The 16159-nt window shown below is 39.0% G+C and carries 21 protein-coding genes; 13 read left to right on the forward strand and 8 right to left on the reverse strand.

The window, feature by feature from the left end; translation table 11 throughout:
* The 8 genes from AC979_RS07155 to fis form a co-directional block, all read left to right on the forward strand.
* A partial coding sequence (locus AC979_RS07155; RefSeq protein ID WP_049373564.1) for a transferrin-binding protein-like solute binding protein occupies positions 1-746 on the forward strand: 746 nt, incomplete at its 5' end.
* Positions 747-810: 64 nt separating this feature from the next.
* Complete coding sequence (locus AC979_RS07160) at positions 811-2259, forward strand: surface lipoprotein assembly modifier (protein WP_080971325.1); 1449 nt, start codon at positions 811-813, stop codon at positions 2257-2259.
* Positions 2260-2275: 16 nt separating this feature from the next.
* A complete protein-coding gene (locus tag AC979_RS07165; RefSeq protein ID WP_049373566.1) occupies positions 2276-2530 on the forward strand; it encodes a YhdT family protein in 255 nt (84 codons plus the stop codon).
* On the forward strand, positions 2530-3954 hold the full coding sequence (panF, locus tag AC979_RS07170; protein ID WP_049373568.1) for a sodium/pantothenate symporter: 1425 nt from the start codon (positions 2530-2532) through the stop codon (positions 3952-3954). The genes AC979_RS07165 and panF overlap by 1 nt, the downstream gene beginning before the upstream one ends.
* Positions 3955-3970: 16 nt before the next feature.
* On the forward strand, positions 3971-4846 hold the full coding sequence (locus AC979_RS07175; RefSeq protein ID WP_049373570.1) for a DMT family transporter: 876 nt from the start codon (positions 3971-3973) through the stop codon (positions 4844-4846).
* 12 nt (positions 4847-4858) lie between these two features.
* Positions 4859-5746 carry a 50S ribosomal protein L11 methyltransferase gene (prmA, locus tag AC979_RS07180; RefSeq protein ID WP_049373572.1) on the forward strand — a complete coding sequence of 296 codons (888 nt, stop codon included), beginning with the start codon at positions 4859-4861 and terminating at the stop codon, positions 5744-5746.
* Between the two features lie 147 nt (positions 5747-5893).
* Complete coding sequence (dusB, locus tag AC979_RS07185) at positions 5894-6874, forward strand: tRNA dihydrouridine synthase DusB (RefSeq protein WP_049373574.1); 981 nt, start codon at positions 5894-5896, stop codon at positions 6872-6874.
* Complete coding sequence (gene fis, locus AC979_RS07190; RefSeq protein WP_005696908.1) at positions 6868-7167, forward strand: DNA-binding transcriptional regulator Fis; 300 nt, start codon at positions 6868-6870, stop codon at positions 7165-7167. Before dusB ends, fis begins: the two co-directional genes overlap by 7 nt.
* A gap of 50 nt (positions 7168-7217) precedes the next feature.
* Here the strand turns inward: fis and AC979_RS07195 are convergent, their stop codons facing one another.
* From AC979_RS07195 to bcp, 4 genes are all read right to left on the reverse strand, one after another.
* Positions 7218-8018: an energy transducer TonB gene (locus tag AC979_RS07195; RefSeq protein ID WP_049373576.1), complete on the reverse strand. Its 801-nt coding sequence runs from the start codon at positions 8016-8018 to the stop codon at positions 7218-7220.
* On the reverse strand, positions 8015-8452 hold the full coding sequence (gene exbD, locus AC979_RS07200; protein WP_049373578.1) for a TonB system transport protein ExbD: 438 nt from the start codon (positions 8450-8452) through the stop codon (positions 8015-8017). The genes AC979_RS07195 and exbD overlap by 4 nt, the downstream gene beginning before the upstream one ends.
* A gap of 2 nt (positions 8453-8454) precedes the next feature.
* Positions 8455-8907: a TonB-system energizer ExbB gene (exbB, locus tag AC979_RS07205; RefSeq protein ID WP_049365293.1), complete on the reverse strand. Its 453-nt coding sequence runs from the start codon at positions 8905-8907 to the stop codon at positions 8455-8457.
* A 176-nt stretch (positions 8908-9083) separates the two neighbouring features.
* The gene (gene bcp, locus AC979_RS07210; RefSeq protein ID WP_049365294.1) at positions 9084-9551 is read right to left on the reverse strand and encodes a thioredoxin-dependent thiol peroxidase; all 468 of its coding nucleotides are present in this window, start codon (positions 9549-9551) and stop codon (positions 9084-9086) included.
* 116 nt (positions 9552-9667) lie between these two features.
* On the opposite strand from bcp, the gene dapA reads away from it, so the two are divergent.
* Together dapA and bamC are read left to right on the forward strand one after the other, a co-directional pair.
* Positions 9668-10564: a 4-hydroxy-tetrahydrodipicolinate synthase gene (gene dapA / locus AC979_RS07215; RefSeq protein ID WP_049373580.1), complete on the forward strand. Its 897-nt coding sequence runs from the start codon at positions 9668-9670 to the stop codon at positions 10562-10564.
* Between the two features lie 101 nt (positions 10565-10665).
* Complete coding sequence (bamC, locus tag AC979_RS07220; RefSeq protein WP_049373582.1) at positions 10666-11667, forward strand: outer membrane protein assembly factor BamC; 1002 nt, start codon at positions 10666-10668, stop codon at positions 11665-11667.
* A gap of 65 nt (positions 11668-11732) precedes the next feature.
* On the opposite strand, the gene AC979_RS07225 is transcribed toward bamC, so the two are convergent.
* The 3 genes from AC979_RS07225 to arsC all read right to left on the reverse strand — a co-directional run bounded on the left by AC979_RS07225 (position 11733) and on the right by arsC (position 12725).
* Positions 11733-12029: a DUF5377 family protein gene (locus AC979_RS07225; RefSeq protein ID WP_049365297.1), complete on the reverse strand. Its 297-nt coding sequence runs from the start codon at positions 12027-12029 to the stop codon at positions 11733-11735.
* A 25-nt stretch (positions 12030-12054) separates the two neighbouring features.
* A complete protein-coding gene (locus tag AC979_RS07230) occupies positions 12055-12309 on the reverse strand; it encodes an alternative ribosome-rescue factor A (protein ID WP_014064744.1) in 255 nt (84 codons plus the stop codon).
* Between the two features lie 65 nt (positions 12310-12374).
* On the reverse strand, positions 12375-12725 hold the full coding sequence (arsC, locus tag AC979_RS07235; protein ID WP_049373584.1) for an arsenate reductase (glutaredoxin): 351 nt from the start codon (positions 12723-12725) through the stop codon (positions 12375-12377).
* A gap of 94 nt (positions 12726-12819) precedes the next feature.
* Here arsC and AC979_RS07240 point away from each other — a divergent pair, with 94 nt between their 5' ends.
* Positions 12820-13866: an AI-2E family transporter gene (locus tag AC979_RS07240; RefSeq protein WP_049373586.1), complete on the forward strand. Its 1047-nt coding sequence runs from the start codon at positions 12820-12822 to the stop codon at positions 13864-13866.
* A 36-nt stretch (positions 13867-13902) separates the two neighbouring features.
* Here AC979_RS07240 and tsaA read toward each other — a convergent pair whose 3' ends face one another.
* Positions 13903-14640 carry a tRNA (N6-threonylcarbamoyladenosine(37)-N6)-methyltransferase TrmO gene (gene tsaA / locus AC979_RS07245; protein ID WP_049373588.1) on the reverse strand — a complete coding sequence of 246 codons (738 nt, stop codon included), beginning with the start codon at positions 14638-14640 and terminating at the stop codon, positions 13903-13905.
* Positions 14641-14701: 61 nt separating this feature from the next.
* On the opposite strand from tsaA, the gene AC979_RS07250 reads away from it, so the two are divergent.
* The gene (locus tag AC979_RS07250; RefSeq protein ID WP_049373590.1) at positions 14702-15613 is read left to right on the forward strand and encodes a 1,4-dihydroxy-2-naphthoate polyprenyltransferase; all 912 of its coding nucleotides are present in this window, start codon (positions 14702-14704) and stop codon (positions 15611-15613) included.
* A 45-nt stretch (positions 15614-15658) separates the two neighbouring features.
* On the forward strand, positions 15659-16159 hold the full coding sequence (rraA, locus tag AC979_RS07255) for a ribonuclease E activity regulator RraA (protein ID WP_049368652.1): 501 nt from the start codon (positions 15659-15661) through the stop codon (positions 16157-16159).

The following is a 16159-nucleotide window of genomic DNA, read 5'->3' on the forward strand; positions in this document are numbered from 1 at the left end:
CTAAACCAGTTGAGCAACCTAAACCAGTTGAGCAACCTAAACCAGCTGAACAAATAGCGCTTAAACGAGTGGGGTTTGAGGTTAATAAAGAAGATAAAACAGTGACGGTCATTGAAAGACAAATACATGATGACAATAACGTTAATCTCGTTAATGTTGAAGGTCAAGAAATTGAAATTATTCCATCAGGGTATTACGAACGTCCAGTCATTGGAACGAATGAGAAAGAAATACTACAGGCGGATCCTCCCGAATTTCGTTCTATTAGTGGCAAAAATTATAAAAATATTCGTTGGGGGAAATTTACGGAGCCTACTTTAGGTTCTGATTATTATGTTGCATTTGGTGTAAATCCAACAACAGAAATGCCACAATCAGGTACTGCAAATTATACTGGAAATGGTATGCATGTAGAGAAGCGGGCTGATGACTTAAAGTCTAACTTATCATTCGTAAAACTAACGGCTAATTTTGCAGATAAAACATTAAATGGAACAATTTCTTTAGCAACAACTGGCTTTAAAGATGAGCTTGTATCAAATGAGATTGCTGGAGGCGCTCTTCCTCCTCATTTACATTTCGATGATGTTTCTTTATCTGCTAAAATTCAAGGTAATCAATTTAGTGGAACAAATAGCCAAGGTGTTCAGGTTGAAGGAGGCTTCTATGGAAAAGATGCAGACGAAGTAGCCGGAACTTATCAAGGAAATGATAAATTTGGTGTTTTTGGTGCTAGAAAAAATTAGAAAATTTTTGTAAATTTTAAAGCAAGCCTTTGGCTTGCTTTATTTTTCTTTATAGGAATAAAAAATGACTTCACAATCTAAACTTGTTTTATTTTTAAGCTCCTCATTGTTGCTTAGTTCATTCTCTTTTGCTGCAGAGAAGTCTCCACAACCTCGGGATGAGCGGTTTGATGATCAGCTTCAGCTTGCGAAACCAGACTTATCCACTCAAAAGCCACAAATTTCAGAAAAACGTGATGATCAACATACACTTTCTATGACGAAAGAAGAATTGGCAAAACATCCTGATTTGATCGTACGTGGATTGATTCCTGCAGTGTTGCAAAATAACGGTGAAGCCGTTCAACTATTACTGCCGTTGTATCAAAATTTGCCAAAACAAGATCCATTTTTACTTGAGTGGGCAAATGCAATTAATGCTCGCGAAAATGGTCGTTTTTCGGAGGCGGTAACTCGTTATCGTACGCTATTTTCTCAAGATTCGACCATTCTGCCGTTACGTTATCAGTTAGCACAAGCACTCTTTTTAAACAATGATAATGAGGCGGCCAAAGATCAATTCCAAAAACTGAGAGCTGAACAAGTTTCATCTGAGTCTATCGTCATGATCGACCAATATCTTTCGGCACTTAACCGCCGAGATCAATGGAAGTTTCGAGGTGGTTTGAGTTTCTTGAATGAAAGTAATATTAACAATGCGCCAAAAGCTGGCACTCGCATTGGAAATTGGAATGCCTGGGAACGTGAAAGTGCAACAGGTTTTTCTTATTTTGCAGAAGCAGAGAAAAAATGGTCATTATCCCATAATTATTTCGCTCAATTTTCTATTGAGGGAAGAGGAAAATATTACTGGGATAATAAAAAATATAATGAATTTAATGGTAGAGTCGGTGCTGGAGTAGGTTATCAAACAGCACATTTTGAGATTTCATTGATGCCATTTACAGAAAGACGATGGTATGCTGGTGGCGCATCAGGTAACGAGTCAATGAAACAGTATTCGAAAAATTCAGGTGCTCGTTTAGATTTAACTTATTGGTTGAGTGAAAAGTGGCAAATTTCAACCGCACTTGAGTATGGTGAACAGCGTTATAACACTCGTAAACATTTGAATGGGAATAACTATCTTTGGTCGAATACGTTATCTTATTTTCCTAAGAGTGGTCAATTTTGGTTTGTAGGCGCTGATTATAATCGTGAAAATACACGAGACGAAGACAATGCTTATCAACGTAAAAATCTGCGTTTAGGTTGGGGGCAAGAGTGGGGCTGGGGTATTTCAACTCGAGTTTCCCTTGCCTATGCGCATAGAACTTACAAAGGTGCTGATTTATTTAATATTCGTCAAAAAAATAATGAATATCAATCAGCAGTAACATTATGGCATCGTGATCTTTACTTTTGGGGAATCACGCCTAAAATTACATGGTCTTATCAACGAGTTTCAAGTAATCATCCATTTTATAGTTATGATAAAAATCGTATTTTTCTAGAAATGGGCACAACTTTCTAACCAAAAGGAGTTAATAATGAATTTATCACAACGATATAAACAAGCTACCAAGGAGGCGCGCTGGGCATTAGGTTTAGCTATTTTTTACGTAATTGGATGGTGTGTTTGTGCTTATTTACCCAAAGACTCGCCTGGACCGATAGGTTTTCCGTTGTGGTTTGAATTATCCTGCATTTATTTACCTATTTTGTTTGTCGTCATTGGGTATTGGATTGTCAAAATTGTCTTTTTAGATATTCCGCTAGATGTTGAGTCAAAGGAGAATAAATAATGAATTTAGGTATTATTCTCCCCTTAGCTATCTATTTAGTCTTTATCTTTGGTGCGGCATTATTTGCTTATGTAAAACGCAGTAAAGGTGATTTCCTTACGGAATATTATGTAGGAAATCGCTCCATGACGGGCTTTGTGCTTGCGATGACAACGGCTTCCACTTATGCTAGTGCCAGTTCTTTTGTTGGTGGACCTGGGGCAGCTTATAAATATGGGCTAGGTTGGGTATTACTCGCCATGATCCAAGTACCGGCTGTTTGGTTAGCCTTAGGTGCATTGGGCAAAAAGTTTGCATTACTTTCTCGCGAGACCAATGCGCTTACTATCAATGATTTATTTCTCTATCGTTATAAAAATAAATATCTCGTTTGGATTTCCAGTCTAGCATTGTTGCTTGCCTTCTTTGCTGCTATGGTTGTGCAATTTATTGGTGGGGCAAGATTGCTCGAAACCACGATAGGGATTCCTTATACTCACGCCTTGCTTATTTTTGCCTTAACGGTTGGTATTTATACGTTTATTGGTGGTTTCCGAGCCGTCGTGTTAACTGATACGATTCAAGGCACCGTAATGATTTTTGGCACAATCGTGCTATTAGTGGGCGTGATTTACCATCTCGGTGGCGTAGAAAGTGCGGTCAATAAATTAACTGAAATTGATCCGAGCTTAGTAAGTCCTTACGGCCCAAATGAGATGCTTGATTTTCAATTTATGGCATCGTTTTGGATCCTAGTCTGTTTTGGTGTGGTTGGTTTACCACATACAGCCGTGCGTTGCATGGCTTTCAAAGACAGTAAAGCCTTACATCGAGGTATGCTCATTGGGACGATTGTCCTTTCCGTGATTATGTTAGGGATGCATTTGGCTGGCGCTTTAGGACGTGCTGTTGTGCCAGATTTAACGGTGTCAGATAAAGTCATTCCAACCTTAATGTTGGAAGTGCTCCCACCTATTGTTGCAGGGATTTTCTTAGCGGCGCCGATGTCTGCGATTATGTCCACAGTTGATGCGCAACTCATTCAATCCTCCTCAATTTTTGTGAAAGACTTATATCTTGCAAGCAAACCTGAAGCTGCGAAGAATGAAAAACGAATTAGCCGTATTTCATCAGTCATTACACTAATTTTATCGGCGTTGTTAATTCTTGCCGCACTGAATCCACCTGATATGATTATTTGGTTGAATCTATTTGCTTTCGGTGGATTAGAAGCAGCATTCCTTTGGGTGATTGTATTAGGCATTTATTGGGATAAAGCAAATGCAGCAGGTGCAATAAGCTCAATGGTGGTGGGATTAAGTAGTTATGTGCTACTGACTCAATTTGGTATCAAACTATTTGGTTTTAATGCCATTGTACCTGCACTTGTATTTGGCTTGATTGCTTTCATCTTGGGTAACCAATTCGGCGCAAAAAAACAGTAAAAATGGACCGCACTTTATGATTTACCAGATCCTAGCATTGTTTATTTGGAGTAGTTCCTTTGTTGCCGCTAAATACACCTTTACAATGATGGACACCATTTTGATGATCCAAGCCCGTTTATTAATGGCGGCGATTATTGTGATGCCACTCTTTTTTCGTCGTTGGAAAGGCGTGTTTAAACCGATGCGAAAACAGCTTTGGTGGCTAGGTTTTTTCAATTATACCGCGACCTTTTTGCTGGGATTCATTGGTTTAAAATATACAAGCGCGGCGAGTGCAACGACCATGATTGGATTAGAACCATTATGTGTGATTTTCATTGGGCATTTTTTCTTTCAAGATCGTGCGAAATGGTATCATTGGTTGTGTGGGGCTTTTGCCTTTTTAGGCGTAGCCATTTTAATTCTAGGCGGGCAGGGCAATGAAGGCGCAAGTGAAATTAGCTTATTGGGTTGCTCCTTAGTGGTGGCGGCAAGTATTGTGTTTGCTTGTTGCTTGCGTTGGACGAAAAAAGTGGTGGCAACGGTTTCAGCACAAGCCTATACATCCATTTCGATTGTGTTAGCAAGCATCACCATGCTGCCATTTACTTTATTGCTGACGGAAAACTGGGATATCCATTTTAACTGGCTTGGTTTCTTTGGTTTGATTTATCTCGGTGTAGTATGTAGTTGGTTTGCCTTTTGGTTGTGGAATAAAGGCTTAAATTCGGTGGATGCAAAAATCTCGGGAATTTTGACCGCACTTGAGCCGATTTTTGGTGTCTTTTTGGCAGTATTATTACTCAACGAAGAGGTTTCACTTGTTTCAGCGCTTGGGATTATCATTATTGTGGTTTCAGCCCTAGGCGTAAGTTTATTACCCAGATGGTTACATAAAGAAATTAATTAAAAGGAAAAGAAGATGGCGTGGATTCAAATTCGCTTAAATAGTACAAATGAAAAAGCCGAGAATATTAGCGATTTTTTAGAAGAAATTGGCTCAGTTTCGGTCACATTTATGGATAGCCAAGATACACCGATTTTTGAACCACTTCCAGGCGAAACACGTTTGTGGGGAAATACGGATGTGATTGCATTATTTGATGCAGAAACCGATATGAATGAAATTGTGAGTTTGCTTAAACAAGCACATCATTTAGATGAAAACACCGCTTACAAAATTGAGCAAATCGAGGATAAAGATTGGGAACGTGAATGGATGGATAACTTCCACCCAATGCAATTTGGCAAACGTTTATGGATTTGCCCAAGCTGGCGTGAAGTGCCAGATCAAAATGCAGTTAATGTGATGCTTGATCCTGGTTTAGCTTTCGGAACAGGCACCCACCCGACAACCGCACTTTGTTTAGAGTGGTTAGATGGTTTGGATTTAACTGACAAAACCGTCATCGATTTTGGTTGTGGCTCTGGAATTCTTGCCATTGCAGCCCTTAAATTAGGGGCTAAAAATGCAATCGGTATTGATATCGATCCACAAGCCATTCTCGCCAGTCGAAATAATGCAGAACAAAATGGGGTGGCGGATCGTCTTCAACTTTTCTTATCCGATGATAAACCTGCAGATTTAAAAGCAGATGTTGTTGTGGCGAATATTCTTGCGGGGCCATTGAAAGAACTTTATCCGATTATTTCTCAACTAGTGAAAGAGAGCGGTGATCTTGGATTATCGGGTATTTTAGAAACCCAAGCAGAATCGGTATGTGATGCTTATACACAATCCTTTGATTTAGATCCTGTTGCAGTGAAAGAGGAATGGTGCCGTATTACAGGTAAATTAAAATCGGCTTAATTTCTTTTTGTCAATTAAAAAAAGTGCATTTTTTGAACAAATTTCCCTTTGCAAAAAAAAGAAAAATGCGTAATATAGCACCCCTTGTCGGTTGCTATTGTGGCCTGACTTGCTGGAGATAGGGCTTGTAATTGGGGATAACATAAAATGCGAATTGGTTCTTACGAATTAAAAAATCGTATTTTATTGGCACCCATGGCAGGTATCACGGATCAGCCCTTTCGACGTTTATGTGCCCATTATGGTGCAGGGTTAACGTTTTCAGAGATGATGTCTACTAATCCACAAGTTTGGCATACAGAGAAATCGAAACTTCGTTTAGCACATAGTGAAGAGTTGGGATTAAATGCGGTGCAAATCGCAGGTTCTGATCCTTTAGAAATGGCCCAAGCTGCAGCAATTAATGTAGCCTATGGTGCTGAAATTATCGACATCAATATGGGCTGTCCCGCAAAGAAAGTAAATCGAAAATTAGCGGGCTCTGCACTGCTTCAATTTCCTGATTTAGTGGAAAAAATTTTAAAAGAAGTGGTGAATGCCGTTGATGTGCCTGTGACGTTAAAAATTCGCACAGGTTGGGATAAAGCAAACCGAAACTGTGTGCAAATCGGTAAAATTGCAGAACAATCTGGTATTCAAGCTTTAACCATTCACGGGCGGACGAAAGAATGCTTATTTGAAGGGAAAGCGGAATACGACAATATTCGAGCAGTAAAACAATCAATTTCAATTCCTGTTATTGCGAATGGTGATATTGATTCTGCCCCGAAAGCGAAAAAGGTACTTGAGTACACAGGTGCCGATGCAATAATGATCGGTCGTGCCGCACTAGGCAATCCATGGCTTTTTCAAGCCGTTGAGGCCTTAGTGGAACATGATTCGATAATTCAAACTCCAAGTTTGCGTGAAAAGTGCGGTCATATTTTGCGTCATATTCAGGAACTTCATCAGTTCTATGGTGAGCAAAAAGGCTATCGAATAGCCCGTAAGCACGTGGCTTGGTATTTACAGGGAATTCAACCCGATTCCGTTTTTAGACAGACTTTTAACGCAATTAATGAACCGAAAGAGCAATTAATTGTGCTGGAAGATTTTTTAAATTCAATTTTGGATAAAGAAAAATGTTAGAACAACAACGTAGTCCGTCTGAAGCGTTAACCGTTTCAGTTTTAAACTCTCAATCACAAGTAACAAACAAACCATTACGTGATTCAGTAAAACAAGCTTTACGCAATTACTTATCACAATTAGATGGTCAAGATGTGAATGATCTTTACGAATTAGTATTAGCGGAAGTTGAACACCCGATGTTAGATATGATTATGCAATACACCCGCGGTAACCAAACCCGTGCAGCGAACATGCTCGGCATTAACCGTGGTACATTGCGTAAGAAATTGAAAAAATACGGTATGGGCTAATTAAGATTAGCAAAAAGAAAGGCGAACATGATGTTCGCCTTTTTATTTATCTATTGAATGGTGAAGCTAATTGGCACACTGACTGAAGAGGTAAATCCAGCTGGTTTTGGACCAACAGGTCTTGCACTTCTCACCGCTTCCAGTGCTGCGTTGTCTAAGCTTTCATCTCCAGAGGAATTTGTTACTCGTTCTCCAGATAAGGAACCATCTGCCCCTACGCTAAAACTCACGCTCACAACACCTTGTTTACGCATCATCTTCGCACGAGCAGGATAGCGTTTGTGCCGTTCAATTTCACGTCGAATAGCCGCACGATAAGCATTTAGTTCATCCGTATTGGTACCTGAGCCACCTTGAACGCCATTTGTACCAGGTTGACCTGTGGTCGTTGCTTTAGAATTTGCCGTAGCCGTTGAATTAATATTCTTATCGCCAATCGGTAAGCTCTTCGGCATTTCTACCGCTTTCTCTGCTTTTACCTCATTTTTAGGTTTTTCCTTTGGCTTCTCTTTCGGTTTTGGTTTCGGTTTTTCTATTGGTTTTTCTGGCTTTTTCTCAGGTTCTTTTTTCTTCTCGGGTTCTGGTTTTTTCGTTGGATCCGCAACGACTTCCTGTTTTTCAGGTTCCGGTTCTGCCTGTTGAGGTTCAGGTTCCGGCTCTGGAGCCTGTTTTTCTACTCGCATTCCTTGAATCATTTCCATCGAAATCGTTGTAGATGTTTCACCTGTAGCATTACTTGCGGCTTCACTTGGCTTATGCCAGTTCCAAAGCGATGCGCCTACAATGGCACCATGAATTAATAGAGAAATAAGCAAGCCTAATAGTGATCGTTTAGCTTGTTGGCTGTTCATTGTTTATGCCCTACTCCGACGCCTCCCACTGCTGGCGAATTTTTGCTCGAAGCGCCTTTATCTTTCATCGAAACAATCGCGACATTTTTAATTTCGTTTTTCGATAACATGTCAGTAATCGTCACAAAATCTTGGAAAGAGGCTTCTGCATCAATTTTTAATGTCACTTTCTGATCTTTATTCCAACCTGCAATCTCTTTTTCAAGTGCTTCTTGCGAGATAGGTTTGTCATTAAAATAAAGTTGTTTATCTGCCGTCACGGTCAATAATTTGGCTAATTCATCTGATTTGAATGCCACCGTTGAACTGGCTTTTGGCACATTAACTTGAATTTTTCCTTGAGAAATAAAGGATGCGGTGATCAACACTATCGCTAATAGCACCAACATAATGTCGATGAAAGGAATAATATTGATTTCATCAAATTTTTTCACGATTATTCCTTATCTTTTTGAGCGTTTAATACTTTCCATTTCAATAAGTTAACTTCTACTTTACGACCTAAGCCGTTATAGAACATCATAGATGGAATTGCGACTAAAATACCTAGTGCGGTTGCTTTTAATGCAAGAGAGAGGTGCATCATGATTGCGCCAGCATCGACATCACCGCCAGCTTGACCAATTTGATAAAAGGTTAACAAAATACCAATTACTGTTCCTAACAAGCCCACATAAGGTGCGTTTGCACCAACTGTTGAAATGATCGTCATATTGCGATTTAAATCAATTTCAAGCGAATGGATATTGGAATATTTAGCGACATTGATACGGCTTAAAAAGATAAAGCGCTCAATTACAGTAGCAAGCATAATTACGCTCATAAGAAGTAAAAGCCCGATAATAATGTAATCACTATATTGTTCTAAAAACTCAAAAAGTTTTGGCATCTGATAGTCCTTTTATGTGTAATAAAGAATACAAAATGAATTGATAATTAATTTCAATTAGATTGAGAATTCTATCAAATGGAAAATAGAGCGTAAATATAAATTAGAAAAATGGCTACTTTTTTGACCGCACTTTGAGGTAAATCATAGAAAGTGCGGTTGTTTTGAGAGGGGATTTAAAGGGATTGCAGGTAATCTAAGACAACCTGATGATGTTCGCCTGTTTTGAATTTATCAAAAACGTGTTGAATTTTGCCTTGTTCATCAATGAGGAAGCTAATACGGTGAATGCCGTCATAGGTGCGTCCCATGAATTTTTTTTCTCCCCATACACCAAATTGCTCGGCAACCTGGTGATCTTCATCAGAAAGCAAGGTGAAATTGAGCGACTTTTTCTCAACAAATTGAGCCAGTTTTTTTGGCGCATCTGTGCTGATGCCTAAAATAACCACACCTAATTTTTCTAACTCACTTTTAGCATCACGTAGACCGCAGGCTTGAGTTGTACAGCCTGGTGTTAAGGCTTTGGGATAAAAATACACAAGTACTTTTTTACCTTTAAAGTCGCTAAGTGAAATCGGTTGATTATCTTGATTTAAAAGGGTGAATTGCGGTGCTAAGTCACCTGCTTGTAATGTTTTCATAAAAAATCCTTAAAAATGTAAAAAATGATTTGTAAATTTAGGTTATTTTAGCCATTATAACCAGGCATTTTCAAATGTTATGGTTAAAAAGTAGAATAGATGTAAATGGAGTGCTTATGACCACGCAAAATCCTTTATTTTCGGGCAGTATCGTTGCCTTAGTGACACCAATGGATAATCATGGACACATCGATTTTGAAACGCTAGAAAAACTTGTTGAGTTCCACATCAATTCTGGCACAGATGCGATTGTTTCTGTGGGAACAACGGGTGAATCAGCCACTTTAAGCATTGATGAAAATGTCCGAGTAATTGAGAAGACGGTTGAGTTCGCAAAAGGTCGTATTCCTATTGTTGCAGGGGCGGGAGCAAATGCAACGAGTGAAGCCATTGTGATGACAAAATTATTACGTGATAGCGGTGTTGCTGGTTGTTTATCTGTTGTTCCTTACTACAATAAACCAACTCAAGAAGGCATGTTCCAACATTTTAAAGCGATTGCAGAATGCACGGATTTACCACAACTTCTTTATAACGTACCAGGTCGTACCGGTAGTGATATGAAACCTGAAACCGTCGCACGTTTGTCTCAAATTGAGAATATTGTAGGGATTAAAGAAGCAACAGGCGATTTAACTCGCATTACAGCGATTAAAGAATTAGCCGGTAAAGATTTCATTGTATTAAGTGGAGATGATGCCACAGGGTTAGAAGCGATGAAATTAGGCGCAGAGGGTGTTATTTCTGTGACAAATAACCTTGCAGCAAAAGATATGGCTGCGATGTGTCGCTATGCTTTAGCGGGCGATTTTGCGAAAGCGGAAGAAATTAATGCACGTTTAATGCCTTTACATCAAGATTTATTTATTGAATCAAACCCAATTCCAGTTAAATGGGCTGCATATCGTTTAGGTTTAATTAAGACTCCACACTTACGTTTACCACTTACTGTGTTAAGCGAAAGCGCGCAAGTAAAAGTAGAAGAAGCATTAAAAATTGCTGGCTTAATTTAATGAATTAAAGGGTTGTTTTTACAGCCCTTTAAACTTTCGACTTTTTTATTTGTCAAAGAGCGGCCATTATTTTAATTATTTTTTATTGAAGGATTTAAGGAATGAAAAAAATCGTACTGAGTTTAGTCGCAGCAGCATTGTTATCGGCGTGTTCAAACAGCGTAGAAAAAATGCAGACGGCTAATGACACTTATCAAAATTCTGATCGTGAAATACCGAGCTTTTCTCCTTTAGCAAGCGGTGGTGTAACATTACCGCAAGCCGATCCGACTTATGAACTTCCTCAGCTTAATGCGAAAAAAGAACGCGTGGATATTCGTCCGCCTTCAACCCCATTAGCGATTATCAAAAATTCTTTGACACAATTTGATGGCGAACGCGCATTGATTGTTTATACGGATGCACAAGCAGAGCTTTATAATCTCAAACAAATTGAGCGTTTATTGAAAGAAGAAGGCACGAATTCAACTTTAAATGGTGCGGTATTAATTAGCGATTGGGCGCCAACAGGTCGTGCAGATGATAAAGCCAATACAGAGATCCGTTATAAAATTGAACAAGTTACGGCGCAAGATGCAAGTGCGTTAGCGGTTTCTGTAGAGCAAATGCGTCGTGATGGTGTGATTTACACACCAAACCAAGCAGATAAACAACGCTATGCATCGGATCGTTTAAATCGTTTTGTTGCTGCGCTTACTAACGCTTATAACAAGCAACAACAAGATTTAAATAATGCTTCTGCAGGACCTTTCCAATCAGGTTTAATTACTGATACGAACGGTAGAATGGCATTAGGTATGGATGCAAGCTTTGGTCAAGCATGGCAACGTTTAGGTTCGGTTTTACCGAAATTAGGCTTTAAAGCTACATCGGAATCTGCTGGCCGTGGCTATCGCGAGTTAAAATATAAACCATTAGATAAACAAGAGTGGTTACGTTTAGGTGTGAATCCGCCTAATTTAGAAAAAGGTGTTTACCAAATGCAAATCTCTGCAGTGGGTAAACAAAGTGCGGTCGTCATCACTGATGAAGACGGCAAGGCATTACCAAATGAAGCAGCTCAATCCTTGTATTCAGCATTAAGTGTATTACTTGCACAATAATAAATATGAGTTGAGAAATAAAAAGTGCGGTTCAATTTGACCGCACTTTTTTATTGGTAGAGACGTTATTCAGCTTTTACGCCTAAGTTACCAATTTTTACACCAAGATTACCGAGAGAAACCGGATCCAGATAATCCCCTAAGAATTTGAATAACTCACTTAATTCTGTAAATGAGCGTTTGATTTTTACTTGATCTTCTACTTTTCGCACAAATTCATAACGCACATTTTCGCCTTCAAAATAAGCCGTGAGCGTGAGATAAATGGTTTCAAAAAAGTGGCTTTGAGCCCCTTCTTCACCCGGATCACTGATACGGACATTCCAAGTATTGTTAAATAAAACTTCTGTTTTGATTGACATATAGACTTCCTCTGTTTGTTATTTTTTATACTGAAATTGAAACGAAAAACCCGATGATAAAATTTCTGAAATCAAAAACTTTATCATCGGGCTTTTCAAACCAATTGCTAGCATATTTTGCTTTGCGTTGGTAACTGCCTTTACCTTTACGTTTTTTCTCAACGCGTTGGCGGAATAATTTGTCGTGTAATAGTGCCATCACGGCATTATCTTTCACGACACCTTTGGTGTGTTGATAAATGGGCTGATTTTCAACCGCACTTTTTGTTTTTTTCGTCATATTTACCTCTAAAAAATTGCCGTGAAGTCGTTCACGGCAAGTCATTATAGCGAAAATGAATAGAATTACAAAATGGTGAGTACGCTTTCAGGCGGTCGTCCAATTTTAGCTTTTTCACCTTTTACCACAATCGGGCGTTCTAATAGGGCTGAATTTTCACTGATGGCTTTTAATAAATCATCATTCGTTAATGCAGGATTAGCTAACCCTAATGATTGATAAAGCTCGTCTTTGGTACGCATCATTTTTCTGACATCATCTAATCCTAATTTATTAGCCAGTTGCTGCAATGCTTCAACAGAGTAGTGTTGTTGTAAATAAAGTTCAATCGTCGGTTGAATGCCTTTTTCTTCTAATAAAGCTAAGGTTTCACGGCTTTTTGAGCAACGCGGATTATGATAAATCGTCACAGACATAACGTTTCCTTCTATTTTATGTTGAATGAGTGGATATAGGATTGATTCAAATTTTAACTTATAATGACAAAAAATACTTGTTTAGGAAGACTTTATGTTAGAAATGCTAAAAAATTGGTATAGCCGTCGCTTAAGCGATCCGCAGGCGATGGGGCTACTTGCCATTTTGTTGTTTGGCTTTATTGCGATTTATTTCTTTAGTGATTTAATCGCCCCCTTGCTGATTGCCATTGTATTAGCATATTTATTGGAAATGCCGATTAATTTTCTAACGAAAAAATTAAAATTTCCTCGAATGCTTGCTACGCTAGTCATTTTTGGTGGATTTATAACCTTGGCGTTATTAATTTTCTTCGGGCTTGTGCCAACATTATGGAATCAAACGATTTCCTTATTAAGCGATTTGCCAGCCATGTTCAATAAGTTACATGAATGGTTGTTAGCCCTTCCTGAGCATTACCCTGAACTCATTGACTACACCATGATTGACACCTTTTTTAGTGCTGCTCGTGCGAAGATTTTGGGCTTCGGTGAATCTGCGGTGAAATTGTCGATTACCTCATTAATGAACCTTGTATCACTGGGTATTTATGCGTTTTTAGTGCCATTAATGATGTTCTTTATGCTGAAAGATAAAACTGAGCTTCTTGCTGGCGTGAGTCGCTTTTTACCTAAAAATCGTCTTTTAGCCTCTAAAGTATGGAATGAAATGCAGCAACAAATTGCGAATTATATTCATGGTAAGCTGTTGGAAATTTTGATTGTCGGCGTGGTGACTTACATCATCTTTTTAAGCTTTGGTTTAAATTATCCGCTCTTACTTTCTGTTGCCGTTGGGTTGTCTGTATTAGTGCCTTATATCGGGGCGGTATTAGTGACGATCCCTGTTGCGTTAGTGGCGATGTTCCAGTTTGGCATCTCCCCAACGTTTTGGTATTTAATTGTGGCCTTTGCGGTGAGTCAACTTCTAGATGGAAACTTGTTAGTACCGTATTTATTCTCTGAAGTCGTTAATTTACACCCTTTAGTAATCATTATTTCCGTGCTGATTTTTGGCGGATTATGGGGATTCTGGGGAGTATTCTTCGCGATTCCATTGGCAACGCTCGTCAAAGCTGTGATAAATGCATTGCCGGATTAGACAGAATTAAAGAGATAAAAAGAAAGCTGACGAAAGTCAGCTTTTTTGTTCTTTTAATTTTTGGATATCCAGAATTTCGACACAATCTGTTGTCCCTGCTTTAATACGCCATTTAATATTAAATTCGTACAGACTAATGCCGTAAATGCGATCGGTTTCTTTACCTTGTTGATAAGCGGGACGGGGATCTTGAGCGATCACTTCCGTAATAAATCTTGCTAAGTGAGGTCGGTTTTTGTGATATTTTTCAACTGCGCTTTGGGCGATTTCTGTAAATTCTACGCTTAATTTTGCAGGTGGTTTTTCTTGCGCAAAACTTGATTTTGCCTCAGGTTCGCTATCAGCATAGGTAATATAAGGTTTAATATCAAAAATAGGTGTACCATCGACAAGATCCACAGATCCTAAATGCAGAAAAACACGTCCATGAATACATTCTACTTGGCGTAATTCAACTTTGGATAAGCCTAGCGGGTTTGGACGATGTGTAGCGCGTGAAGCAAATACGCCGACACGTTGATTGCCGCCTAAACGAGGAGGGCGAACGGTGGATTGCCATTTCCCATGAGGTACTTTGTCGAATTGGAAAATAAGCCAAAGATGGCTAAATTGCTCTAATCCTCGCACAGCCTCTGGCGAATTATACGGAGGGAGTAGTTCCACAATACCAATGCCATCCTGTACTAAATCTGGTTGGCGTGGCACCGAGAATTTTTCTTTGTAAGGCGTGTGAATCACCGCAATTGGGTGAAGAGTCAGTGTTAAATCATTCATAAAAAGGCAATTTCCGTGTAGAATACGCCCTTTATTGTAATCAAAAGTGCGGTCAAAAAAAATGACAAATCATAAATTGAAAATGTGGTGGGAAACCGCTCGCCCAAAAACCTTGCCTTTGGCATTAGCTTCTATTTTTACGGGCTCAGCATTGGCATATTGGGCAGATAAAGAAAGTTTTAATCTCACCGTGATGTTACTTTGCTTGCTTACCACCATTTTATTGCAAGTACTTTCTAACTTTGCTAACGATTATGGTGATCATCAAAAAGGGTCAGATACCGAAGAACGCATTGGGCCTTTACGTGGTATTCAGCAAGGTGCAATTTCCGCGAATGAGCTCAAATGGGGCTTAATTTTAATGGCCGTAGGTTCATTTTTTTCAGGTGCATTCTTAATTGGTATCGCATATCAAAGTCTCACAGATTTATTGGCTTTTGCAGGTTTGGGTATTCTTGCCATTATTGCTGCCATTACTTATACCGTAGGGGCTAAACCTTATGGCTATTTAGGTTTAGGCGATCTGTCAGTGTTGCTCTTTTTTGGACTATTAGGTGTAGGTGGAACTTATTATCTACAAACTCACAGCATTGATAGCTTAATTACGTTACCAGCTCTTGGCTCAGGTTTATTAGCGACAGCGGTTTTAAATATCAATAATTTACGTGATATTGAGCAAGATGCGAAAGTAGGAAAAAATACCTTGGTGGTACGTATTGGACCGAAGAAAGGACGTATTTATCATTGTGTTTTATTAAGCGTTGCCGCTTTATGTTATGTGCTATTTGCGGTATCAACAGCATTTAGTCCTTGGCATTTCTTATTTTTGTTGGCATTTCCACTGTTATTAAAACACGCATTATTTGTTTATCGCAGCAAAGAGCCCGCAGTGTTGCGTCCTATGCTAGCTCAGATGTCAATGATTTCTTTATTTATCAATATCTTGTTTAGTTTAGGCTTGCTTATCGGCTAAATCGGCTTATACTAGAGAAAAAATTTTAACGACAAGGGGTACATTATGTATATCGATACTTCAGAACTTTGTGATATTTATGCTGATCAAGTGGATGTAGTTGAGCCAATTTTTTCTAGCTTTGGTGGCGTCAGCAATTTCTACGGCAAAGTGACGACAGTAAAATGTTTTGAAAATAATGGATTAATTGCCGAGATCCTTGAAGAAAATGGTGAAGGCAGAGTGCTTGTCGTAGATGGCGGTGGTGCAGTACGTCGTGCTTTAATTGATGCTGAGCTTGCACAACTTGCCGCAGATAATGACTGGGCGGGCATTATTGTTTATGGTGCAGTACGTCAAATTCAACAACTTGAAAATATTGATATTGGTATTCATGCGCTTGCTCCAATTCCAGTTGGCGCAGATGAAAATAATCATGGTGAAAGTGATCTTCCAGTGAATTTTGGTGGTGTAACATTCTTCCCTGAAGATTATATTTATGCCGATTTAACAGGTATCATTCTTTCACAGGAAGCATTAGATTTAGAAGACGTCGAAGAAGAATAA

The sequence above is a fragment of the Parahaemophilus parainfluenzae genome (assembly GCF_001053575.1).
Taxonomy (GTDB): domain Bacteria; phylum Pseudomonadota; class Gammaproteobacteria; order Enterobacterales; family Pasteurellaceae; genus Haemophilus_D; species Haemophilus_D parainfluenzae_S.

Excerpts from the sequence above, each read along its gene's own strand:
- AC979_RS07160 (WP_080971325.1), top strand. The coding sequence starts at position 811 with ATGACTTCACAATCTAAACTTGTTTTATTTTTAAGCTCCTCATTGTTG.
- AC979_RS07165 (WP_049373566.1), top strand. The coding sequence starts at position 2,276 with ATGAATTTATCACAACGATATAAACAAGCTACCAAGGAGGCGCGCTGG.
- panF (WP_049373568.1), top strand. The coding sequence starts at position 2,530 with ATGAATTTAGGTATTATTCTCCCCTTAGCTATCTATTTAGTCTTTATC.
- AC979_RS07175 (WP_049373570.1), top strand. The coding sequence starts at position 3,971 with ATGATTTACCAGATCCTAGCATTGTTTATTTGGAGTAGTTCCTTTGTT.
- prmA (WP_049373572.1), top strand. The coding sequence starts at position 4,859 with ATGGCGTGGATTCAAATTCGCTTAAATAGTACAAATGAAAAAGCCGAG.
- dusB (WP_049373574.1), top strand. The coding sequence starts at position 5,894 with ATGCGAATTGGTTCTTACGAATTAAAAAATCGTATTTTATTGGCACCC.
- fis (WP_005696908.1), top strand. The coding sequence starts at position 6,868 with ATGTTAGAACAACAACGTAGTCCGTCTGAAGCGTTAACCGTTTCAGTT.
- AC979_RS07195 (WP_049373576.1), bottom strand. The coding sequence starts at position 8,018 with ATGAACAGCCAACAAGCTAAACGATCACTATTAGGCTTGCTTATTTCT.
- exbB (WP_049365293.1), bottom strand. The coding sequence starts at position 8,907 with ATGCCAAAACTTTTTGAGTTTTTAGAACAATATAGTGATTACATTATT.
- bcp (WP_049365294.1), bottom strand. The coding sequence starts at position 9,551 with ATGAAAACATTACAAGCAGGTGACTTAGCACCGCAATTCACCCTTTTA.
- dapA (WP_049373580.1), top strand. The coding sequence starts at position 9,668 with ATGACCACGCAAAATCCTTTATTTTCGGGCAGTATCGTTGCCTTAGTG.
- bamC (WP_049373582.1), top strand. The coding sequence starts at position 10,666 with ATGAAAAAAATCGTACTGAGTTTAGTCGCAGCAGCATTGTTATCGGCG.
- AC979_RS07225 (WP_049365297.1), bottom strand. The coding sequence starts at position 12,029 with ATGTCAATCAAAACAGAAGTTTTATTTAACAATACTTGGAATGTCCGT.
- AC979_RS07230 (WP_014064744.1), bottom strand. The coding sequence starts at position 12,309 with ATGACGAAAAAAACAAAAAGTGCGGTTGAAAATCAGCCCATTTATCAA.
- arsC (WP_049373584.1), bottom strand. The coding sequence starts at position 12,725 with ATGTCTGTGACGATTTATCATAATCCGCGTTGCTCAAAAAGCCGTGAA.
- AC979_RS07240 (WP_049373586.1), top strand. The coding sequence starts at position 12,820 with ATGTTAGAAATGCTAAAAAATTGGTATAGCCGTCGCTTAAGCGATCCG.
- tsaA (WP_049373588.1), bottom strand. The coding sequence starts at position 14,640 with ATGAATGATTTAACACTGACTCTTCACCCAATTGCGGTGATTCACACG.
- AC979_RS07250 (WP_049373590.1), top strand. The coding sequence starts at position 14,702 with ATGACAAATCATAAATTGAAAATGTGGTGGGAAACCGCTCGCCCAAAA.
- rraA (WP_049368652.1), top strand. The coding sequence starts at position 15,659 with ATGTATATCGATACTTCAGAACTTTGTGATATTTATGCTGATCAAGTG.